Raw genomic sequence first — 20720 nt, forward strand, 5'->3', positions numbered from 1 at the left:
TGTATTTGTTTTGAATTTTATGCTTTGCCAGAATTTATTTCTTTATTGGTCTATTGTAATGGGTAACCACAAGGAACGCCCCCTACCGATGGTGAATTTTTTAATCTGTGCTACTATCCATCTCTGCAGTAGCAGTGTTTTTAATGCGGATCAGCCGGTTGCAAAGTATCTATCTTAAAATCAGAACAGACTGCCGGACAATTTCGAGCACTTTCGCGGGAAAGATACCGAGTTGGATAGTGCCGATGATTGATATGACTATTGCGACAAAGATGAAGGGGGAAAGGGTGAGTGGCTGAAATTCTCTTTCCGGGTCGCGCATATACATTGCTACCGTTACCCTTAAATAATAAAAAACGGCGATGGCACTGTTTATCACTCCGATAACGGCCAGCCACACGTAGCCGGATTTTATGGCGGAACTGAATATATAAAATTTTCCTACAAAACCGGCAGTAGGCGGAACTCCGGCCATGGAAAGTAAAAAGAGCGTCATGGCAATTGCCAGCCTCGGATGCTTAAAGGCTAAACCGTTAAAATCGCTAATCTTCAGGAAACTATCTTCCTTCTGGCTTACTACAATGACAACGGCAAACGCGCCAATATTCATGAACAAATACGCCAGGAGATAAAACAACACTGCCGATACACTCATATTGTTTGCGGCTACCAAAGCAATAAGAAGGTATCCCGCATGTGCAATGCTGGAATAGGCAAGCATGCGCTTAATGTTTGTCTGCGCTAACGCAATAATGTTGCCGGTTGTCATGGTGAGTACCGCTAGTACCCAAATAGCCTTTTCCCAATCATGGTGTGCCTGACCAAAGGCGGTAAAAAATATTCTCATAAAAGCGGCAAATCCTGCAGCCTTTGGCCCAATCGCCATAAATGCCGTTATCGCAGTGGGCGCCCCTTCATACACATCAGGCACCCATGCATGGAAGGGTACGGATGCAATCTTGAACCCTATCCCTACAATGAGCAGTCCCATACCGGCTAATAAAAGAGGGTCTACCACACTTCCTTTACCCGCAAGAAAAACGGCAATCTGCCGCAGGTTTATCGTACCCGTTGCGCCGTACACCATTGCAATACCGTACAATAAAAAGCCGGTTGAAAATGCCCCAAGCAAAAAATATTTTAATGACGCCTCGTTTGACGTGAGCCTTGTCCGTTTCATGCCGACAAGGATATAAATACTTATCGACATAATCTCCAGGCCGATAAAGATATTCAGCAAATCCGCACCTGAGGCCATGAGTATCATGCCAATGGTGGAAAACAATATCAGGGTATAATATTCCCCATGGTTTATGTTTTCTCTTTGAACATAATTTTTGGAGATAAGGATGGTGAGTCCGGCGCACAGCAGGAATACAAATTGAAAAAAGAGGGCGTAGTTATCAATTGTATAAACGCTGTAGAAAGAAAAGAGGGTAGTACCGGTAAAACTTCTGGATACAATAGCGGCTATTACTACTCCTATCAAAGAGAGATACGCCAGAAAATTCTTTTCTCCCATTTTCCGTGATGAAAAAACATCCATCATCAACACTATCATCCCGAAACCTGCAAGCACGAGAACCGGCAGGATGCTTAAGATGTTAAATGTCATTATCGATATACCTGGCATGGAAAACTCACCTTAATTCATAAAAAAAGGTTTTTGTAATAATTTCTGTCGTCTGTAATTTGCAAACTGCAGATTGCCGGTTGCCGATTATACAGTATTCGCCGAAAGTATAGGAAGCAAATGGGGTAGTTTGCCTCAATTTATTGATAAGTTGCCCCGCTGCTACCATTCAGTTTCGTTCTCCGGAACGATATCAATTTTAGGAATACTCCTGCCATGCCGCGTATCATGGGTTTCCTGTTTTTGCATATTAAACACAACAGGCACTTTCCTTTCCACCTGTTCCAGAAGATGTTTTACGGAACTATCCATTTTTCTCAAAAATGAGTTAGGATAAATGCCTATCCAGAATATCATCAGCACAATGGGAATCATAATAGCCAATTCACGGCTGCTCACATCTTTCAACGTCTTATTCTCCTCATGGGTAATATTGTGAAACATAACCCTTTGAAACATCCATAGCATGTATATAGCGGCAAGGATTATTCCGGAAGTAGCAATTGATGCGTATAAAATGCGTGATTTAAACACCCCCACCAAGATCAGAAATTCGCCGACAAAACCGTTTAAACCGGGAAGGCCTATTGAAGAAAACGTAACAATCATAAACAGGATGGCAAAAACGGGGATTTGTTTCGTCAATCCCCCATAGTCAGAGATTAAACGCGTGTGCCTTCTATCGTAAAGCATCCCGACAATAAGGAACAGAGCACCCGTGCTCAGTCCATGGTTTATCATCTGCGTAATGCCGCCTTCAATGCCCTGAATATTAAAGGCAAATATGCCCAGCATAACAAACCCCAAATGGCTTACGCTTGAATATGCTACAAGTTTCTTAAGGTCGTCCTGTACCATTGCAACAAGCGCCCCGTAGATAATGCCAACGATGGCCATCCATGAAATAACCGGGATAAACGAGTGGCTTACCTCCGGGAAGAGTGGCAGACAAAATCTGATAAATCCATACGTGCCCATTTTTAGTAAAACACCCGCCAGGATGACGCTCCCCGCAGTCGGGGCTTCGACATGGGCATCCGGCAGCCATGTATGCAAGGGAAACATTGGCACTTTGATGGCAAAGGCCAGAAAAAATGCCAAAAACAGCCAGAACTGAACGGCATAGGAAATATCCAGCCGATAAAATTCCAGCAGGTTAAACGTATATTCTCCCGTTGCTTTATGATTCAGGAAAAATAATCCGATTATCGCCAGCAGCATAAATACGCTGCCTGCCATTGTATAGACAAAAAACTTTATTGCGGCATAAATCCTTCTCTGCCCACCCCAGATACCAATAATGAGATACATGGGTATCAGCATAAGTTCCCAGAACACATAAAATAAAAATACGTCCAGAGAAACAAAAACTCCGACCATACCCGTCTCAAGCACCAGCATGGCAATCATGTATTCCTTCACGTTACGTTTTACATTCCATGACGCAAAAATGGCAATGGGAGTAATAAAGGTCGTCAAAAGCACCATGAAAAGGCTGATTCCATCGATGCCAAGATGGTAAGAAACTCCAAATGAAGGTATCCATCGCAATTTTTCGACAAATTGCATATCGTACGTGTTCGCATCGAAGGCAAAATATAACGGAACAGAAATCAGAAATGTGACTACAGAGACAAGAAGGGACGTTACCCTTATCAACTCTTTATGCCGGGAATCGAATGAAAGGATTAAGAGAACCCCAACAATCGGAAGAAAAGTAATTAATGTAAGAATTGGCAAATTCATTTGAACATTCCGGTATTATTATACGAACCCTTTTTAGATTTACTCATTATAAATATCCTTTCAATGACCTACGGAAAAGAATACTGCTTCTGCATCTCTGAAATAAAATAATGCCCGATAACGGATGGTAATCCAGAAAGAATAAACTCCAGAAAACTCCTTAAGCCTTTTTGTATGCAATCTTTGATCGAGCCAATTTTTCTTGAAAATAGCCTACTGTTTTCTATAAAATTTTCCTATCTCAGCGGGCAATCCTGCTAATTCTTCAATAAAATCTTTAGTTTTATGAATTAACATTTATTATGCCGGATGAAAATCTTTCGTAGCCTTCATATACGCCTTCCTTATTTGGGCAGCATTTTTGTATTCTTTAATACTCTCTTCCGGGATTAGCAAGACAAGCTTCTGTACCTGTTCCTTATCTTAGCCAAAGCATCCTTAACTTCAGCAAGACGTTTTACTAGCTAATCATATTCCTGGCGGCGAATCACTATAAGCTCTTCACCTTCGGTGATACGTTTTGGAATGGTAATTTTATATATAGATTTCATTTTCTCTGTTTCCTTTTTTTTGTATAAGAACGGGTTTAACAATCAAAATGTACCCCTAATCCGCCTTACACACTAACTATTCAGCGTAAACATTTCCGTCAAACATTGGCTTGTGCCCCAAACCGAAGCTTTGGAGCAGGCATTTTTAATTTTTCACGGCACGAAATTGTTGCCACAAACCTCATTTATTTAACCACGTCGTCAGTATGAGAATAAAAATACATCCAACCACAATATAAAATGCGTAATTACGCACATAACCTGTTTGAAAGAGGCGAAAGACATTGCTTATCCCGACAAAGAAACGTGCAATTCCGTTTACTGAACCGTCAATCATCATCGCATCAACCCGCTTCCATAACTGAACAGAGATCTTTTTCACAGGGTTGACAAATACGGCGTCATATATTTCGTCAATATAATACTTGTTTAACAAGACTTTATAAGGCAACGCAAACCGTTCTGCCAGCTTTTTGGGAAGTGCCTGTTTTTTCACATACATTTGATATGCAAGCCAAATACCCCCGACAGCAATAAGGGTTGAGACCACCATCATAAGATAGGGAAGCCCCCCGCCATGATGTCCGCCTGCTTCAGAGCCGTGCATTTCCCCATGACCATGTCCTCCGAACACTGGAGATAGAAAATGATTCAAGGCGCTTGCACCAGGTATCCCGAAAAAACCGCCTATTATGGAAAGACCTGCCAGTATTATTAAAGGGGTCGTCATGTTCCTGGGAGATTCGTGCAAATGTTCTTTCACATGAGGATCGACACGTGATTCTCCATGAAACGTCATAAACAACAGGCGAAACATATAAAATGCCGTTAAAAACGCTGCAACAGCACCTATAGACCAATAAATAATATTTCCCCGTACAAACGCCTCCAGCAATATTTCATCCTTACTGAAAAATCCCGCAAAAGGCGGAATACCTGCAATAGCCACTGTGCCTATCAAAAATGTTTTATAGGTAACCGGAATGTGGTTTTTCAAACCACCCATTTTTCTCATATCCTGTTCGCCGGACATGGCATGAATGACACTTCCAGAACCGAGAAACAACAACGCCTTAAAAAATGCATGCGTCATAAGGTGAAAAACGCCTGCCGTAAACGCTCCAACACCGCAGGCAAGGAACATATAACCTAACTGACTGATCGTTGAATACGCCAAAACGCGTTTGATATCGTTTTGCATGAGCCCGATTGAAGCAGCAAACAACGCCGTGGCAGCCCCTATACAAGCAACCACGGTCATGGTAAAAGGGGACAACATATAGAGAACATTACACCTTGCAACCATATAAACACCTGCCGTTACCATCGTTGCTGCATGTATAAGGGCGCTCACCGGAGTGGGGCCTTCCATTGCATCAGGCAGCCATGTATATAAGGGTATCTGCGCAGATTTTCCCGCCGCACCCATAAACAAGAGGAGTGTAATGAATGTTATCGTTATATTCCCAATGGCAAATTTCCCGTGAGACGCCGCACTAAAAACCTCCGTGAAATCAATGCTGTGAAACGTCAGAAAGATGAGCATAATGCCCAATGCAAAGCCAAAATCCCCTATGCGGTTAACGACAAATGCCTTTTTCGCTGCATCAGAAGCGGATTTCTTCTCAAACCAGAATCCGATAAGGAGGTAAGAGCATAGCCCAACCGCCTCCCAACCAACAAACATGAGGAGGAAATTGTTGCTCAGTACAAGCAATAGCATTGAAAAGGTAAATAAGTTAAGGTAACTGAAATAGCGGTGATATCCCTTGTCTTCATGCATGTACCCTATCGAATAGATGTGAATCAGGAATCCAACACCAGTCACAATAAGAATCATCAGGGCGGACAAAGGGTCTACCTGAAACCCGGCTGTTGCATTGAATGATCCGGATTGAATCCAACCGAACAGGTGTTTTTCAAAAAGACGTTCTTCCGGCGGTAAGAAAAGAAGTCCGCAGAAAACAATTACGGAAATGAAAAAGGACAGGCCTGTTGCCCCGCAGGCGATATATCCTACCGATTCTTTACGCAATCGTCTGCCGAAAAACCCGTTAATTGCGGAACCAATTAAGGGAAATAACAAAATGAATGCAACCAGATTAAGCATAGGCCCCCTACCACTTCATGATATTCATGTCATCGACATCAACGGTTTCTTTGTTCCTGAATATTGCAATAATTATGGCCAAACCAACCGTTGCTTCAGCAGCGGCAACCGTCATGGAAAAAAATACAAACATCTGCCCTTCCATAGAGTGCAGATAATGGGCAAATGCCACAAACGACAGATTTACCGCATTCAGCATAAGCTCTATGCACATAAAGATTATGATTGCGTTTCTCCTTATAAGTACTCCGACAACCCCGATTGAAAACAATATAGCGCTCAAAATTAAATAATGAGTCAGCGTAATCATATTACTGTTTCCTTTTCGCTAATATAATAGCCCCGATAACGGCCACAAATAATAAAACAGAGGTCATTTCAAACGGCAAAAGGTAATCGGTGAATAATAGTTTGCCAACTAATTGTGTATGCCCTATGCTTTCGACCTTTGCGGAAGTATAAATCCCTTCCCTGCCCTGGAATAGCTTTGATTTGATCGTCAACCCCATAATAATAAGCAATACGAGACCCAGAACCATTGCCGGTATCCGCTGAAAAGGCAGGCCATCTTTCTGCTTTTGTTCACTGTTCGTCATTAATAACATGATGACAAAGAGGAAGAGGACCATAATCGCCCCTGTATATACGATTATCTGCACTGCGGCAATAAACTGCGCCTCAAGCAAAACATACAGCACCGCTATATTCAAAAAGGAAAAAACCAGATATAAAGCGCAGTATATAGGGTTTTTCTCAAATATAAGGTAGAGCGCCGCAACTACAGAAGTCGCCGCCATTACATAAAATAAATATGGTTCCATTATAGTTTAATTACCATGCTATAATTTTCTTTTTCTGGCAGATTCCAGTAATTTTTCTTTATCTAAAACGCCGCTATTCTTGTCAGTGGCGAGTTCAAAAACGTCCCCGAGAAGAATGGCCCTTTCAGGGCATGCCTCTTCGCAAAAACCGCAAAATATACACCGGAAAGAATCCAGTTCATACATCGACGGATACCTTCTGAATTGTTCATCCTCTGCACCCTCTATGGAAATACACTGAGAAGGGCATACTTTGGCGCACAGTCCGCACGCAACACATTTTTCGCGCCCATCTTCACCGATTTGCAGTTCCGGCAATCCCCTGAATCTTTTGGCAAGCCTTGGCCTCGCATCAGGATAGCTTTCGGTGACACACGTAAACGGATTCAAAAACCGTTTTAACGTAAGTAATAGACCTTTCACTAACGGTAAAATCATAGTCCTCGAATAACCATGATAAGTCCTGTTACTAAAATATTAAACAATGAAAGTGGCAGCAGAAATTTCCACCCAAAATGCATCAACTGGTCATAACGAAGCCTTGGGAATGTTGCCCTCAGCCAGATAAAACCAAAAAGGCAGAAGGACAATTTCAGCATAAACCAAACAACCCCCGGCAAAAACGGCCCATGCCAGCCGCCGAGAAAAAATGTTACCGCAATGGCAGACACTGTTATCATATTTGCGTATTCCGCCATAAAAAACATGGAAAACTTCATACTGCTGTATTCCGTATGGTAACCTGCCACAAGCTCTGTCTCCGCCTCCGGGATATCAAAGGGGCACCGGTTTACTTCTGCTATAGCGCTTATCAAATAGATGAGAAAACCTAAAGGCTGCCAAACAAGATTCCACATTTTTGATTGGGCATTCACAATATCCACCATACTCAACGATCCGGTCATCATGATAACCCCAATGAGAGAAAGGCCTATAGTTAACTCGTAACTTATCATCTGAGCGGAGGAACGTATCCCCCCTAACAACGAATATTTATTATTCGATGACCAGCCTGCCATAACAATGCCATAAATACCCATTGAAGAAACCGCTAAAATATAAAGGATTCCCACATTAATATCGGTAATGACCATATCTATACGATGTCCAAATACATTGATTACCCCTCCAAAGGGAATAACGGCAAACGTACACAACGCGGGGATCAAAGTCATTACCGGCGCCAGCACAAAAAGTATTTTTTCCGCCTTCGCGGGAATAATATCTTCTTTAAACAAAAGCTTTATGCCGTCTGCAATAGGCTGCAGTATACCATGGAATCCTACGCGCATCGGGCCGAGACGCACCTGCATGTGCGCCAATATCTTTCGTTCAAACCAGATCATTGAGACAATCATTAGTTGCACTACATTAAAGACAATGAAAATCTTAACGGATGCAATGATAAGAAAAATGAGTAGCTTTCTATCCATTTGAAACCTCTTCCATCATCATTCTTTGTCCGCAACATTCCAATATCCCAGTCGTTTCGTAAATCACATTTATCTTTTGTCCGCATATTCCGCAGATAAAGTGCACCCCGCTTCCCTCCTCAGGAGACTTATGCGCAGACGTCCAGACAGACATCATATCTTTCTTCCCAACCAGGGTCATTTCCTTGCCGCAACATACAAGCACCCCAAAACCTCCGTCAACAACAACAACCTTTTGCTTGCATATCTCGCAGAAAAACGTTTGTCCTTTTTTCGCCATGTATAAAACCTCAATACTGCATTTAAATCCGGATTATCGCGGATTCAAATTTGTAATTTGAACCCCACATTTTATACCCCCATGCAGTCAGGAGTTTCCTCCTGACTGTCTCTCACGCTCAGGCAACAGGAGAAACCTGCCGTCACAGAAAATAGGCACAATATTCATGCATATTTTCTTTAGTATGGTATATTTTCCTTTTTGTATTATTTTTTTAGTAAATCTCTGAACATTTTTTTATCAATACCTGCTTGTTTTAACATCTCATTAAAGGTCCCTTTAGATATATCTCGTTTACCTTTGTGGCTTAATCTTACCTGTAATACGGTCCCCGCATCCGTAATTCTTTCCCATGTCTCATGTTTTTGGCTTCTAATCTTATTAAAACCCAATCTCTTAAGTACAAACCGCATATCATCGTATGTATATATGGCCATATTTAACCGTTATCAGTTCGCATAGTTCCCATTTATCTTTACATTCAAGGACCTTATCGACATAAGGCTTATGATGGAACCTATTAGGGCTTTTGATAAATATTTCTTCACGATTCCTGTAATCTTCTGAATATTCTCTTATTATTTCTAAAATAGCATCTAAGGCTTGTTCTGCGGTATCCATTTCGGTTACTATGTCCAGTTCCGGACATTTAACCATATATTTTCCGTTATCTTTGATAATATAAATATTAAGCAAAGGCATACCTTGAACAAATTGTGGCTTCTGTTCATTAGTAATTTTAGTTTTTCCCATATTTTTATCTCTTTTCTTGCCTGATAATTATGAACACTTTAGTTTTTTGAAAAAGCAGGGGCGAAGCATTTGCTCGTTTGGGCATGAACGCATTTATGACAATTTACAGCAAATGCTTCGCCCCTACACTGCGATTATTGGAATTTTTCAAAAAACTAAAGTGTTACAATAATTAAGATTTCTGTCCACCACGCAACCCATTTTTTGCCCATAATTTCTTCAATTTTATATTGTTGATCCCGTCATCGTTCGCACAAAGCGTTGTTAACATATAAACCCATTGGTTCAGGTCGCAGACCTGAATCCGCCAAGGAGTGTTGCCAATTAGTCTATTCGAATAACAGCCCGGAATTGCCGCCCATTTTATAGGCAAAACGCAAATAAGTCACATTGTTGTTCGTGACTGTCTTGCTGCCAGAAAGAGGATAGCAATCCCGTGCGGATTCGTTTAACGAAAACACCATGTCTACTTTATTACATCCTTTTTTTATTCACCTTGGCTCAGGCGTAACACCAAATCAGAAACAGTATAAATCTTCACCGGTGTATATGCCTGAGATATCAAGATATTAACAGGTGAGTCTGCATATGCATCTGGCACAAAAACTATGCCCGGAGGAGATTTCTTTGTTACCCTTGCTCTCAGTTTTAATTTTCCCACCCGCGACTCAACCATAACCATATCCCCATTTTTAATCTGCATATCCTTTGCGTCTTTTTCGTTTATTTCTACACAACATTCAGGGGCAATCGAAACCAATGCCCTTGATTTTGCTGAATAAGCGCCATGGTGATTCAGGCTTGCACCTGTCATTACGATGAAAGGAAATTCTTTTTCTACATTCACTTTCAGGAATTTACCCTGAATCGCAAAAAACGTGCAGGTATTTGATTCTTTTTTTTCAGGAAACGATGAAGGCCAGTGAAATTCCTTTCGCTTCAGGCGGTCATAACTTAAGGATGAATAAAGAGGGGCTGCCTTTTTTATTTCATCCACAATTTCCGTTACATTCGCATAGGGGAAAGCATGTCCCATTTTTTCTGATACATCGCAGATAATTTTCCAATCAGCCTTCGATTCACCCACAGGTGAAACAGCCTTGTTTAATCGCTGCGTGATCAATCCCATACTGGTATAAGTACCTTCTTTTTCGGCAAATGTAGCAGAGGGGAAGATCACATCTGCCTGTTTTGCTGTTTCCGTCATAAATGAATCCTGAACGACAATAAATTCCATATTCTTAAAACTATCTCTTATCTCTTTTCCGTTCGGATACTCCGTGACAGGATCTGCGCCCATTACGTAAAGCGATTTTATGCTCCCATTTTTTGCGGCGTCAATCAGATTTAAGGGTTTTTTTGATAAAAGATCTTCAGAAAATTTTACGCCCCACAATTCTTCAATTCTCTCCTTATTCGATGCATCGTTTATATCAAGATAACCGGGTAATGATTCCGGAACGACTCCCATATCGTTTACCCCCTGCGAATTATTATGATATCTTGCACAGAAAAGAGACACCCTGCCAGGATGAATTTCACTACGATTGGAAATATCAATCAATGTGCAAAGGTCTAACAGCGTTTTTATGGTATCCGCACCAAGCGGGTCTTCAATAACGTCTTTGCCGTAAACAATGCAACAGTTGCCCGGTTTCGCCAGCAATCCGGCAGCGTTGCGTATCATTTCAGGCGAAACTCCCGTCAATCGTTCAACATCAATTAAACTAAGATTTTCTACCGCTAAACGTAAATCGCTAAGATTACTTGCCGAAGACTCTAACTTTTTAATATCAACAAGTTTATCCTCAACAATAACTTTGATTATTGCGTTGAGCAATATATGCTGACTTCCCAAAGAATAGTTTAGTCGCGCTTCATTTGGGGCGGTATTTTTAAAAATGATAGTGCGCGGGTTGGCGATCACCACATTTGCGTTATTCAATTTTATTGCCTTCCTTGCCATGCATCCTATGACGGGAAGTGCCTCGGTAATATCCACGCCAAAAAAGAACAGGGTGCCGGCATTTTCGATTTCCTTCAATGGAGCGGCTGCAAACCCGCTTTCAACTGATTTATATAAAACGCTATTTAAGAATGGCGCCCTCATATTTGCTATGTTGTCAATACAATTTGTCCTCAGTACCGTTCTGCAAAATTTCTGAAAAAGGTAATCTTCCTCGTTGGTACATTTTTCAGAACCGATGCCGCCTATCGTATTGCTGCCATGTTTTTCAATAATTCGTCCAAGCGTCTCCGACACAAACCCAATCGCCTCTTCCCACCGGACAGCCTGAAATTCACCATTCTTTTTTATCAATGGGGTGGTTATTCGTTCAGGGGAATGAATAAATTCATGCCCGAACCTTCCCTTCACACAAAGATTTCCCTCATTTATTCCCAGTTTATCTTCGGAAAGCACGCGCCTGACGCTTCCATTTTTTGTATTTAAAACAATTGTGCAGCCAACGGAACAATATGGGCAAATTGTCTGAAAACCCTCGAATTCCCACGACCTGCCGCTGAACTTCAGCGTTCTGTCCTGCCAAGCACCTGTCGGGCACACAGCCAGACACCCTCCGCAAAAACTGCAATCCAATGGCCTGTCAAAGGCGGTTCCAATAACCGTTCTGAACCCGCGGTTCTGGAAGTCTATGGCGCCAACACCCTCTATTTCCTTGCAGGCGTTTACACAGCGTCCGCACAAAACGCACCGGTTTCTGTTTAATTCCAAAACCGGATTATCCCGAATTACCGGAGCAGACATCCTTGCCGTCTTGAATCTTCCCAGAGGGGATTCCTGTTCATGGGCAATATTTTGCAGTCCGCATTCTCCGGATTTATTACAGGTGGGGCAGGCAAGTTCATGATGAGCAAGCAGGTATTCCATTACCGCTTTTCTATGGCGATTCACTTCTGCTGTATTTACTTTTACGCTCATCCCCTCGGATACCGGATGTGCACAGGCGAAACGGCGTCTTGTTTGATTCCTTTCAGTAACTTCAACATAACAAAGCCTGCATCCGCCAAACTGGGATAGTTTTGGATGGTAGCACAGGCCTGGAATATAAATATTATTGTCCAATGCCGCCTGAAAAATATTTGTGCCTTCAGGCGCTACGATTGATTTATCATCTATTGTCAGATGGATAATTTTCATTTTATTGCCAGGAAATTACATTTTTCGTAACACACATTACATTTAATACACTTTGCTTTATCAATAAAAGCAACTTCCGTCTTGCTGCCACTGATTGCTTTGACAGGACAATTACGTATACAGACCTGGCATTTAGTGCATTTATCGGGGATAACCTCATACCTGTGCAACGCCGTACATGTGGCGGTGGGGCAAATTTTGTCTCTGATGTGAGCGATATATTCGTCTTTAAAATACCGCAAAGTGGACTTGATTGGATTGGGCGCTGATTGCCCAAGACCGCAAAGGGACATGGTCTTCACCTCTCCGCACATCTCTTCAAGCATTGCAATATCGCCCTCTTCACCCATTCCCTGAGTAATCCGCGTAAGTATATCAAGCATAAGGGTTGTGCCTATTCTGCATGGAGGACATTTTCCGCATGATTCCCGTGCGCAAAAATCCATAAAAAAGCGAGCCATTTCCACCATACAGGTGCCGTCATCCACCACTACAAAACTACCTGAACCCATCATCGCGCCAATTTCCAATAATGATTCGTAGTCGATAGGAAAATCCAGCAATGATTCAGGCAAACAACCGCCGGAAGGCCCTCCAATCTGAACGGCTTTAAACCGTCTTTTCCTGGGAATCCCCCCTCCTATATCAAATACGATTTGCCGGATAGTTGTGCCCATGGGAACTTCTACAAGGCCCGGATGTTTTATTTTCCCCGTTAATGAAAATATCTTCGTACCTTTGCTTTTGTCTGTTCCCATCTGAGCATACCAACCTGCCCCCTTATTCATTACAAGAGGGACATTCGCAAAGGTTTCCACATTATTTAACACAGTTGGCTTATCCCACAGTCCCGCCTCTACAGATTGAGGGGGCCTTGTGCGCGGCATTCCCCGCTTGCCTTCTATTGAATATTGTAATGCCGTGGACTCTCCGCAGACAAAAGCACCTGCGCCTTCCTTTATGTAAATATTTAAGCTGTATCCGCTGCCCAAAATATTCTCACCCAAAAACCCATATTTTCCTGCCTGCTCAATAGTATGCTTAATCCTTCTAACCGCCAGAGGATATTCCGCACGGATATATATGTAACCACTGGTTGCGCCAATGGCGTATCCGCCAATAATCATGCCCTCAAGGACTGCGTGCGGGTCACCCTCCAGTAGACTTCTGTCCATAAATGCACCAGGGTCGCCCTCGTCAGCATTACAGATAACAAACTTTTCATCGGTAGAATATTTTGCACACGACGCCCACTTATTGCCGGTAGAAAACCCACCGCCCCCTCTTCCTCTCAAACCTGACTTAGACACTTCCTCAATCACCTGCTCCGGACTCATTGTCTTTAGTACTTTTTTAAGGGCTTCATACCCGCCGCGGGCAATATATTCCTCAATGCTATCAGGGTCAATGTAGCCGCAATTCCTCAAAATCTGCTTGCGCTGCGGTCTATTAATGATCAGTTCATCAAAAAAAGGAACTAGCGGATATGGCTCTTCGCACCCCTCTTCCGCAACCATTTGAGACAATACATGGTTTTTAACAATTTCCCCTTTTCTTACGTGTTCCTCCAATAACAGAGGGACGGTCTGCGGCTTCACATTTTTATACGTTACCCTGGTACGGCCAGGGATTATTATATCAACAAGTACTTCATAGGAACATAAACCAATGCACCCTGTATGAACAATATCCGCCTGAATCTGTTGTTTGGCAAGTTCGCTTTCGATACTTTTTAATACCCCCCTCGCGCCAGCGCCAATGCCACATGTTCCCATGCCAACAATTATCCTGGCCCTGGCGGGCATTGCATCCACTTTTGAACCTTCAGACCTTTCGTCAAGAACCATTTAGCAGAAACTCCTCAACAAGGACAAGCCAGAACCAAACAAATAAGAAAATCTGCAACCTGCAACCGGCAGTCTCCAGTCGGCAGTCTGTAGACTGGCAACTTCGGATTTCACAATTAACCTGACTTCGAAGCTAATTTTATACACTACATTGAATATATATGCGGAAAGCCTGTATATTCAATAGTTTTCGCTTCCTTTAATAAAAACATAAACTATTCGTGTAGTGTATACAATATACACTATACATAACATGTTTAAAGAATTCAATTAGTCGAAAAGACATTGATTTATCTTACTTTATTGCTCTTTATAATTTGTAGTGTATAAATTGAGCTTGGAATTTGGGAATTAAATGTACTGCAAAAAATGCAAAGAAACTACCCACAAGCTCTAACCCTTTATCTCGTCTATTATATTCCCAACGGTATTATGCGACAGTTGGCCATAAACATCTTCATCCACCATTATAACCGGCGCAAGCGAACAGGCGCCCAAACAAGCCACCTCTTCGAGGGTAAACATTGTATCTTTTGTTGTCTCCCCTACAGGAATGTCCAGTTTTTTGCCCAGTTTTTCAATAATTTGCTTTGCGCCTTTTACATGACATGCAGTTCCGCTGCATGCCTTAATGATATGCCTGCCGCGTGGTCTCATATGAAACTGGGCGTAAAATGTCGCAACACCGATTATCTCATTCACGCTTATATTCAATCTTTCCGAAACAAAATCAACAACCTTCTCCGGCAAATAACCATATGCCGTCTGTATCGTCTGCAAGATGGGAATGAGCGAGCCCCTGCCGTGTTTATACTTTTCTAAAACATCTTCTGTCTTAGAAAGATATAATGCTTCATTCTCAGCGGATTGTATATTTGTTTCAGCCATTTTTGTTTTTAACGATCAATTTCACCCAAAACTATATCTAAACTCCCGATTACGGCAACGACGTCGGGCAGCATCTTTCCTTCCACCATTTTTGGCAACGCCTCAAGATTTACAAAAGACGGCGGCCTGATTTTTAAACGATAGGGACGGTTCGAACCGTCGCTGACGATATAAAATCCCAATTCCCCTTTCGGGGCTTCCACACATGAATAGACTTCGCCTTTTGGCGGGCAAATGCCATCGGTAATTAATTTAAAATGGTGAATCATAGCCTCCATGTTTGTTTCCACCGCTTCTTTTGCCGGCAATGCAACAGCCGGGGCATGGGCAATGTGATCTCCTTTCGGAAGAATATCCAAGGCCTGTTTAACAATGTTGTTGCTTTGAATCATTTCCTCAATACGCACACGGTATCTGTCGTACACATCGCCATGCACTCCCAGTGGAACGTTAAAATCGTATTTGTCATAACTGGAATAAGGTTCTGCCTTTCTTACGTCCCAGTCCACCCCGGAACCTCTTAAACTCGGCCCGCTCAACCCGTAATCAATCGCTTCTTCCGGGGAAATATAACCAACGCCAATTGTGCGTTTTTTCCAAATCGGATTATCTTTTAATAGTATTTCATATTCCTTCAGTTTTGAAGGAAATTCATTCACGAACTTTTCAACGCTTTTCAGAAAACCTCCGGGCAAATCGTGCGCAACACCGCCAATCCGTATATAGGAAAGATTCATTCTCGAACCGGAAACCATCTCGAAAATATCGTAAAGCGTTTCCCGTTCGCGGAAACAATAAAAGAAAACCGTCATTGCCCCTAAATCAAGGGCATGCGTGGCCAGCCACAATAAATGGGAAGATATCCTTGTAAGTTCGCAAAGCATAACCCTTATATGCTGCGCTCTTTCGGGAATTTCAACGCCGATTAATTTTTCAACCGCAAGCGCATACGCTAAATTATTTGAGAAAGGCGCCACGTAATCAAGGCGGTCGGTAAGGGGAATGAATTGATGATATGTCTTGTATTCTGCTAGTTTTTCCACGCCCCTGTGCAGAAATCCAATATCAGGCGCCGCCTTTGTAATGGTTTCGCCATCCATCTCGAGTATTAACCGGAGCACGCCATGAGTACTCGGATGCTGGGGTCCCATATTGATGGACATCATATGAGTGGTTTTTGCGGAAGTAGCCGTAGTCATGCTTCATCCTTTCTGTAGATAGCTCTCAGGCTCGCAGGCTGTCTTCCATCTATGGGATAATCTTTCCGCAATGGATGGCCTTCAAAATCTTCCGGCATGAGTATCTTCCTCAGGTCGGGGTGACCCTGAAACTGAATGCCAAACATGTCATAAGTTTCTCTTTCGTGCCAGTTTGCCGTTTTCCAGATATGAGTAACAGTTGAAATGGTTGGATTATCAGAGGGAACGGGAACTTTAAGACGCACTCTGTGTTTCTTTTGCATAGAATACAGGTGATATACTACCTCAAAAACACCATTTGTTTCAATTTTATCAACGCCACATACATCGGACAAATAATCACACTCAAGCTCCTCGTTTTTCTTAAAAAACTCAGCTACCTGCATAATGTGTTCTTTTTTTATAACAAACGTCAATTCCCCACGAAAATCATAACAATCGGTTATCGCTTCTGGGAAATGAGATTTCACTAATGTAATAATTGAATCATTATTCATCGCGGCATACTTTGAAATATTCTTTTATAGTGATCCTTTCTGGATTTTCTTCTGTATTTCCATGATAGCATGAATCAACGCCTCGGGTCTCGGCGGACAGCCCGGAAGATAAACATCCACCGGTATTACTTGTTCAAGTCCCTGTACAACGCTGTACGTGTTAAATACCCCCCCGGAAACAGCACAAGCGCCCATCGCAACAACCCATTTAGGCTCAGGCATTTGTTCGTATATCTTCTTCGCCACTGAGGCCATTTTATAGGTAAGCGTACCCGCAACAATCATTAGATCTGACTGCCGCGGAGAGAATCGAAACACTTCGGCGCCGAAACGTGCAAGGTCATGACGCGGCGCTACAACGGCCATCATCTCTATTGCACAACAAGCCAAACCAAAGGGCATTGGCCAAAGAGAGGATTTTCTTGCCCAATTTACCATTGTTGTCAAGGTGGTTGTCAGAATATTATCACCCAGATGGCTCTCTATTCCCATTCCAATCCCCCCCTTTTCCAAATGTATAAATAACAAATAAGCAATATGCCAATAAATATCACCATTTCAATGAATCCAAAAAGCTTTAATGACTTAAAGGCAACTGCCCATGGATACATAAAGATAACCTCTATATCAAATACAACAAAAAGCATTGCAATCAGGTAAAACTTTACGGAAAAACGTTCGTGCGCGGACCCCACCGGCTCAACGCCGCATTCGTAAGGAGTAAGTTTTTCTTCGGATGGTTTTTTCCTGCCAAGGATCTCTGAAATCCCTACATTGGTTAGTGCAAAACCGAGTGCTACAAAGAATAAAATTAAAATGGGCAGATATTGTATCATTTGACCGGGATTATAGAACTATTTATGAAAAAGTCAAAAAGTTTTAACGAAAGTTAAACAGTAAGAAATAATACCCCTTTCCAACAAAGAAATGAGACATAGTATAATCATCTAAAATCAATTTATCAAGGGCATAAAACACAAAATCATTAAAATATTTAGCAATACTTAACAAATTCGTAACTATTCAGTGTAATTTATTAAACTACCGGAGATAAGAGCGCAACTCGTTCCCAAACAGATACTTCACTATGTTCAGTACAAGGTTTGGGAACGAGCCGTGTATCGTTTACGCTGAATAGTTACACAAATTCAGGTAAATACCCCAATTAAAAATATATTGAACCCTTGCTAAACTTTTTCTGTATTTAAGATGTTTCCTGTTTTATAATGCAAATATATTGACGCTGTTGTTCTTAATTCTATCCATGCAGAAAGTTTTTTCGCCTATAATGCTTTTATGAGTAGCTACAAATCCAGCCTGGCTTTTCTTATAGTTTTCATATCCCTGTTCTGTGTTATTATGTTAGGTACGCCGGAATTAGAAGCGAAGCATTTGGAACCTTCCAATGATTCACAATCGATCCATATCGACACTCAAAAAGAAAGAGATTCTTTAACGGTAGAAGAAAATGGTACACAGACTACTGCAGGGGGCAATAAGCCCATTCAAACGCCGGATAGTAATAGCAACAATATCATAACAGAAAAAGAAGAACCTTATATTATTTCTGAACATGAAGAAAATAAGTATCCGCAGAAAATAGCACACCCCAATGAAGATGACCGGCCGATTGTTCCCACAGAAGAGGCGCTTTCGGATACCACAGAGCAAGATAATATCATGGCTACGCCAACACCGATTCTCTCTGTTATACCTACGGGCTATGGGCACTCTTTGGTTGAAAAAGAAAAGGAAATCCATACACCAACACCATCGCCAGAGGGAGAATTATCTCAGGCTATTCCTATTGAGATAAGCGCTCCGCATGCAACAGAAGAGCATCTTGAAGAAGAATCATCGATAAAAGAGGTTCCGCCACAGCATGCCATCACTACAGAGAGTCGCAGCGATACTGATATTCTTGCAGAAGAGGCACTTTCGGATACCACGGCACAAGATAATACACTTGTTACACCAATGCCGATTCTACCTGTTACACCCACTGTCCATGGGCAGTCTTTGATTGAGGAAGAAAGGGAAATCCACACGCCATCTCCGGAAGTAGAATTATCTCAGGCGATTCCTATTGAAAACGAAACTCCTCATGGAACAGAAGAGCATCCCGGAGATGAGTCATCGATAGAGGAAATTGAGCCGCAGCATGCTATAATTACAGCGACTCCGGGAGATGCTGAAGAAAAAGGCGTCCTCTCCGCCATGCCTGTTCCAACTCCGGAATATCCTGCTGCATCCGCTCACACAGAAGAATCACTGGTTCCGATAGAAAAGGATAAGCCATCGCATGATGTAGAACGCGGAGCGCCAACTATCCCCTTGGAGTTGTTGCCGTTTACGCATATTGAAGGTTCTTCTCAGGTGAATGAAGAGAGAGATGCTGGACTGCCAACAAAGGATACCGATGAATCAACAACAGGAATAGCTTCAGAAGAACACCGCTTAGACACTGTGAAAGAAGAGGGAGTTTCAAGGCCTGCCTGGGATATATTGCACAAAGATCCATCCCATAGTGTGATCCTTGCCATCGCCATAATACTTATTGCTGCCAAGATAGGAGAATTGCTGGCAAAAAACGTTCAGTTGCCTTCGGTAGTGGGTAATCTATTGGCAGGACTAGTGTTAGGCAATATCTATATCTTTACCGGAGGGGATTTTTTCGAATTTCTCAAGACAATGCCCTTTTTAAAGATGATATCATATTTTGGAACGTTGATACTTCTCTTTACCGCAGGGCTTCATACCGATATCAGGATGTTATTACGGGCAGGGGCTTCCTCTTTACTGGTGTGCATGGGCGGTATTATCGTCCCTGCCGGACTGGGTCTTGTGGCAGGGCATTTCTTCCTTCCTGATGCCTCAAATGGTACAAAGATGCTTTTAGCAATTATTTTGGCCAGTACAGGAATGGGATTATTAACGGCAATTTTAGGCGAATTAAAGGCTATGAATACCCTGGAAGGAAGGATACTCATCGGTGCCGGCGTTCTTACAGAGATCATGGTTATTTTATCCTTCGGCCTCGTTAGCGGATTTGTCGCTCGTGAAGGGAATTCTTTCCTGCATATTTTAGTTAGCGTGTGTATCGCAATTTCTTTCCTTACCATTGCGTTAGTAATTATTTTGAGATATAGCGAAAAATTCGGCAGCTTTTTAACGAAAAGAGCTAAAGAGGGATTAAATATTCCTATTGTAATAGTTTTGTGCCTCTTGTTAGCCTTTATGACTGGAACAATTGGGCTTCATACAGTAATAGGGGCATTTGTTGCAGGGTTATTCCTGCGGAATGTAAAACTAAGTGATTCCGACGAATTCGACGAAGAAGAATATCGTACTATTGAATCTTTTATAAGGCCATTTTATAAGATTATAGTGCCAATACTTTTTGTTAAAGTGGGGGCGCAGGTTGATCTAATGAGTTTTTTACATGTAAATACAGCGATCCTCGGACTTGCTATAACGGGTGCCGCTATTGCAGGAAAGATGTTTTGCAGCGTTTGCCCGATTGAGCGCGGAGTAAATCGTTTGACTATAGGCATAGGTATGGCGATAAAGATGGAAGGGACTCTAATACTTGCAGGAATAGGCAGAGATATGGAAATATTTAACAGCGCCGTATTTTCCTCTGCTATTATGGTAATCGTGCTTACCTCTATCATATGTCCTTATTTTTTAAGGGCATTCCTGCAGAAGAAGGGCGACGCACAAGACATCGTCTCTGTTGCAAAAGCAGAAGAAGGAATTAAAAAGGGCTGCGTTAAACTGAATACACAGGGGTAAAAATGAT

Annotated in this window: 17 protein-coding genes; 1 reads left to right on the forward strand and 16 read right to left on the reverse strand. The window is 42.1% G+C overall.

All coding sequences use genetic code 11. The features are described 5' to 3' along the window. Positions 1 to 169: 169 nt before the first annotated feature. The 16 genes from M5U24_RS10530 to ndhC form a co-directional block, all read right to left on the reverse strand. A complete protein-coding gene (locus tag M5U24_RS10530; protein ID WP_298202389.1) occupies positions 170 to 1633 on the reverse strand; it encodes an NADH-quinone oxidoreductase subunit N in 1464 nt (487 codons plus the stop codon). A 162-nt stretch (positions 1634 to 1795) separates the two neighbouring features. After that, positions 1796 to 3379, reverse strand: a complete 1584-nt coding sequence (locus M5U24_RS10535) for an NADH-quinone oxidoreductase subunit M (protein WP_099325628.1) — start codon at positions 3377 to 3379, stop codon at positions 1796 to 1798. A 732-nt stretch (positions 3380 to 4111) separates the two neighbouring features. After that, a complete protein-coding gene (nuoL, locus tag M5U24_RS10540) occupies positions 4112 to 6040 on the reverse strand; it encodes an NADH-quinone oxidoreductase subunit L (protein ID WP_099325627.1) in 1929 nt (642 codons plus the stop codon). 7 nt (positions 6041 to 6047) lie between these two features. Continuing rightward, complete coding sequence (gene nuoK / locus M5U24_RS10545; RefSeq protein ID WP_099325626.1) at positions 6048 to 6350, reverse strand: NADH-quinone oxidoreductase subunit NuoK; 303 nt, start codon at positions 6348 to 6350, stop codon at positions 6048 to 6050. Between the two features lies 1 nt (position 6351). Continuing rightward, positions 6352 to 6861, reverse strand: a complete 510-nt coding sequence (locus M5U24_RS10550) for an NADH-quinone oxidoreductase subunit J (protein WP_099325625.1) — start codon at positions 6859 to 6861, stop codon at positions 6352 to 6354. Between the two features lie 18 nt (positions 6862 to 6879). Next, a complete protein-coding gene (locus M5U24_RS10555) occupies positions 6880 to 7299 on the reverse strand; it encodes an NADH-quinone oxidoreductase subunit I (protein WP_099325624.1) in 420 nt (139 codons plus the stop codon). Beyond that, entirely contained in the window at positions 7296 to 8294 is a 999-nt protein-coding gene (gene nuoH / locus M5U24_RS10560) for an NADH-quinone oxidoreductase subunit NuoH (protein WP_099325623.1), read from the reverse strand. The genes M5U24_RS10555 and nuoH overlap by 4 nt, the downstream gene beginning before the upstream one ends. Beyond that, entirely contained in the window at positions 8287 to 8574 is a 288-nt protein-coding gene (locus M5U24_RS10565; RefSeq protein ID WP_099325622.1) for a hypothetical protein, read from the reverse strand. Before M5U24_RS10565 ends, nuoH begins: the two co-directional genes overlap by 8 nt. Before the next feature lie 414 nt (positions 8575 to 8988). Next, positions 8989 to 9327: a hypothetical protein gene (locus tag M5U24_RS10570; RefSeq protein WP_099325620.1), complete on the reverse strand. Its 339-nt coding sequence runs from the start codon at positions 9325 to 9327 to the stop codon at positions 8989 to 8991. A gap of 487 nt (positions 9328 to 9814) precedes the next feature. Continuing rightward, a complete protein-coding gene (locus M5U24_RS10575) occupies positions 9815 to 12487 on the reverse strand; it encodes a molybdopterin-dependent oxidoreductase (RefSeq protein ID WP_099325619.1) in 2673 nt (890 codons plus the stop codon). Continuing rightward, the gene (locus M5U24_RS10580) at positions 12484 to 14334 is read right to left on the reverse strand and encodes an NADH-quinone oxidoreductase subunit NuoF (RefSeq protein ID WP_099325618.1); all 1851 of its coding nucleotides are present in this window, start codon (positions 14332 to 14334) and stop codon (positions 12484 to 12486) included. The genes M5U24_RS10575 and M5U24_RS10580 overlap by 4 nt, the downstream gene beginning before the upstream one ends. Positions 14335 to 14727: 393 nt before the next feature. After that, a complete protein-coding gene (nuoE, locus tag M5U24_RS10585) occupies positions 14728 to 15222 on the reverse strand; it encodes an NADH-quinone oxidoreductase subunit NuoE (RefSeq protein WP_099325617.1) in 495 nt (164 codons plus the stop codon). A gap of 8 nt (positions 15223 to 15230) precedes the next feature. Continuing rightward, positions 15231 to 16421: an NADH dehydrogenase (quinone) subunit D gene (gene nuoD, locus M5U24_RS10590; RefSeq protein WP_099325616.1), complete on the reverse strand. Its 1191-nt coding sequence runs from the start codon at positions 16419 to 16421 to the stop codon at positions 15231 to 15233. Then, entirely contained in the window at positions 16418 to 16918 is a 501-nt protein-coding gene (locus M5U24_RS10595) for an NADH-quinone oxidoreductase subunit C (protein WP_099325615.1), read from the reverse strand. Before M5U24_RS10595 ends, nuoD begins: the two co-directional genes overlap by 4 nt. Positions 16919 to 16942: 24 nt before the next feature. Continuing rightward, positions 16943 to 17410: an NADH-quinone oxidoreductase subunit B gene (locus M5U24_RS10600; protein ID WP_099325614.1), complete on the reverse strand. Its 468-nt coding sequence runs from the start codon at positions 17408 to 17410 to the stop codon at positions 16943 to 16945. Then, the gene (gene ndhC / locus M5U24_RS10605) at positions 17401 to 17754 is read right to left on the reverse strand and encodes an NADH-quinone oxidoreductase subunit A (RefSeq protein ID WP_099325613.1); all 354 of its coding nucleotides are present in this window, start codon (positions 17752 to 17754) and stop codon (positions 17401 to 17403) included. Before ndhC ends, M5U24_RS10600 begins: the two co-directional genes overlap by 10 nt. A 460-nt stretch (positions 17755 to 18214) precedes the next feature. Here ndhC and M5U24_RS10610 point away from each other — a divergent pair, with 460 nt between their 5' ends. Next, complete coding sequence (locus M5U24_RS10610) at positions 18215 to 20713, forward strand: cation:proton antiporter (RefSeq protein WP_298202396.1); 2499 nt, start codon at positions 18215 to 18217, stop codon at positions 20711 to 20713. The last annotated feature ends 7 nt before the right edge of the window (positions 20714 to 20720 follow it).

The sequence above is a fragment of the Candidatus Kuenenia sp. genome (assembly GCF_027493735.1).
Classification (GTDB): Bacteria; Planctomycetota; Brocadiia; order Brocadiales; family Brocadiaceae; genus Kuenenia; species Kuenenia stuttgartiensis_A.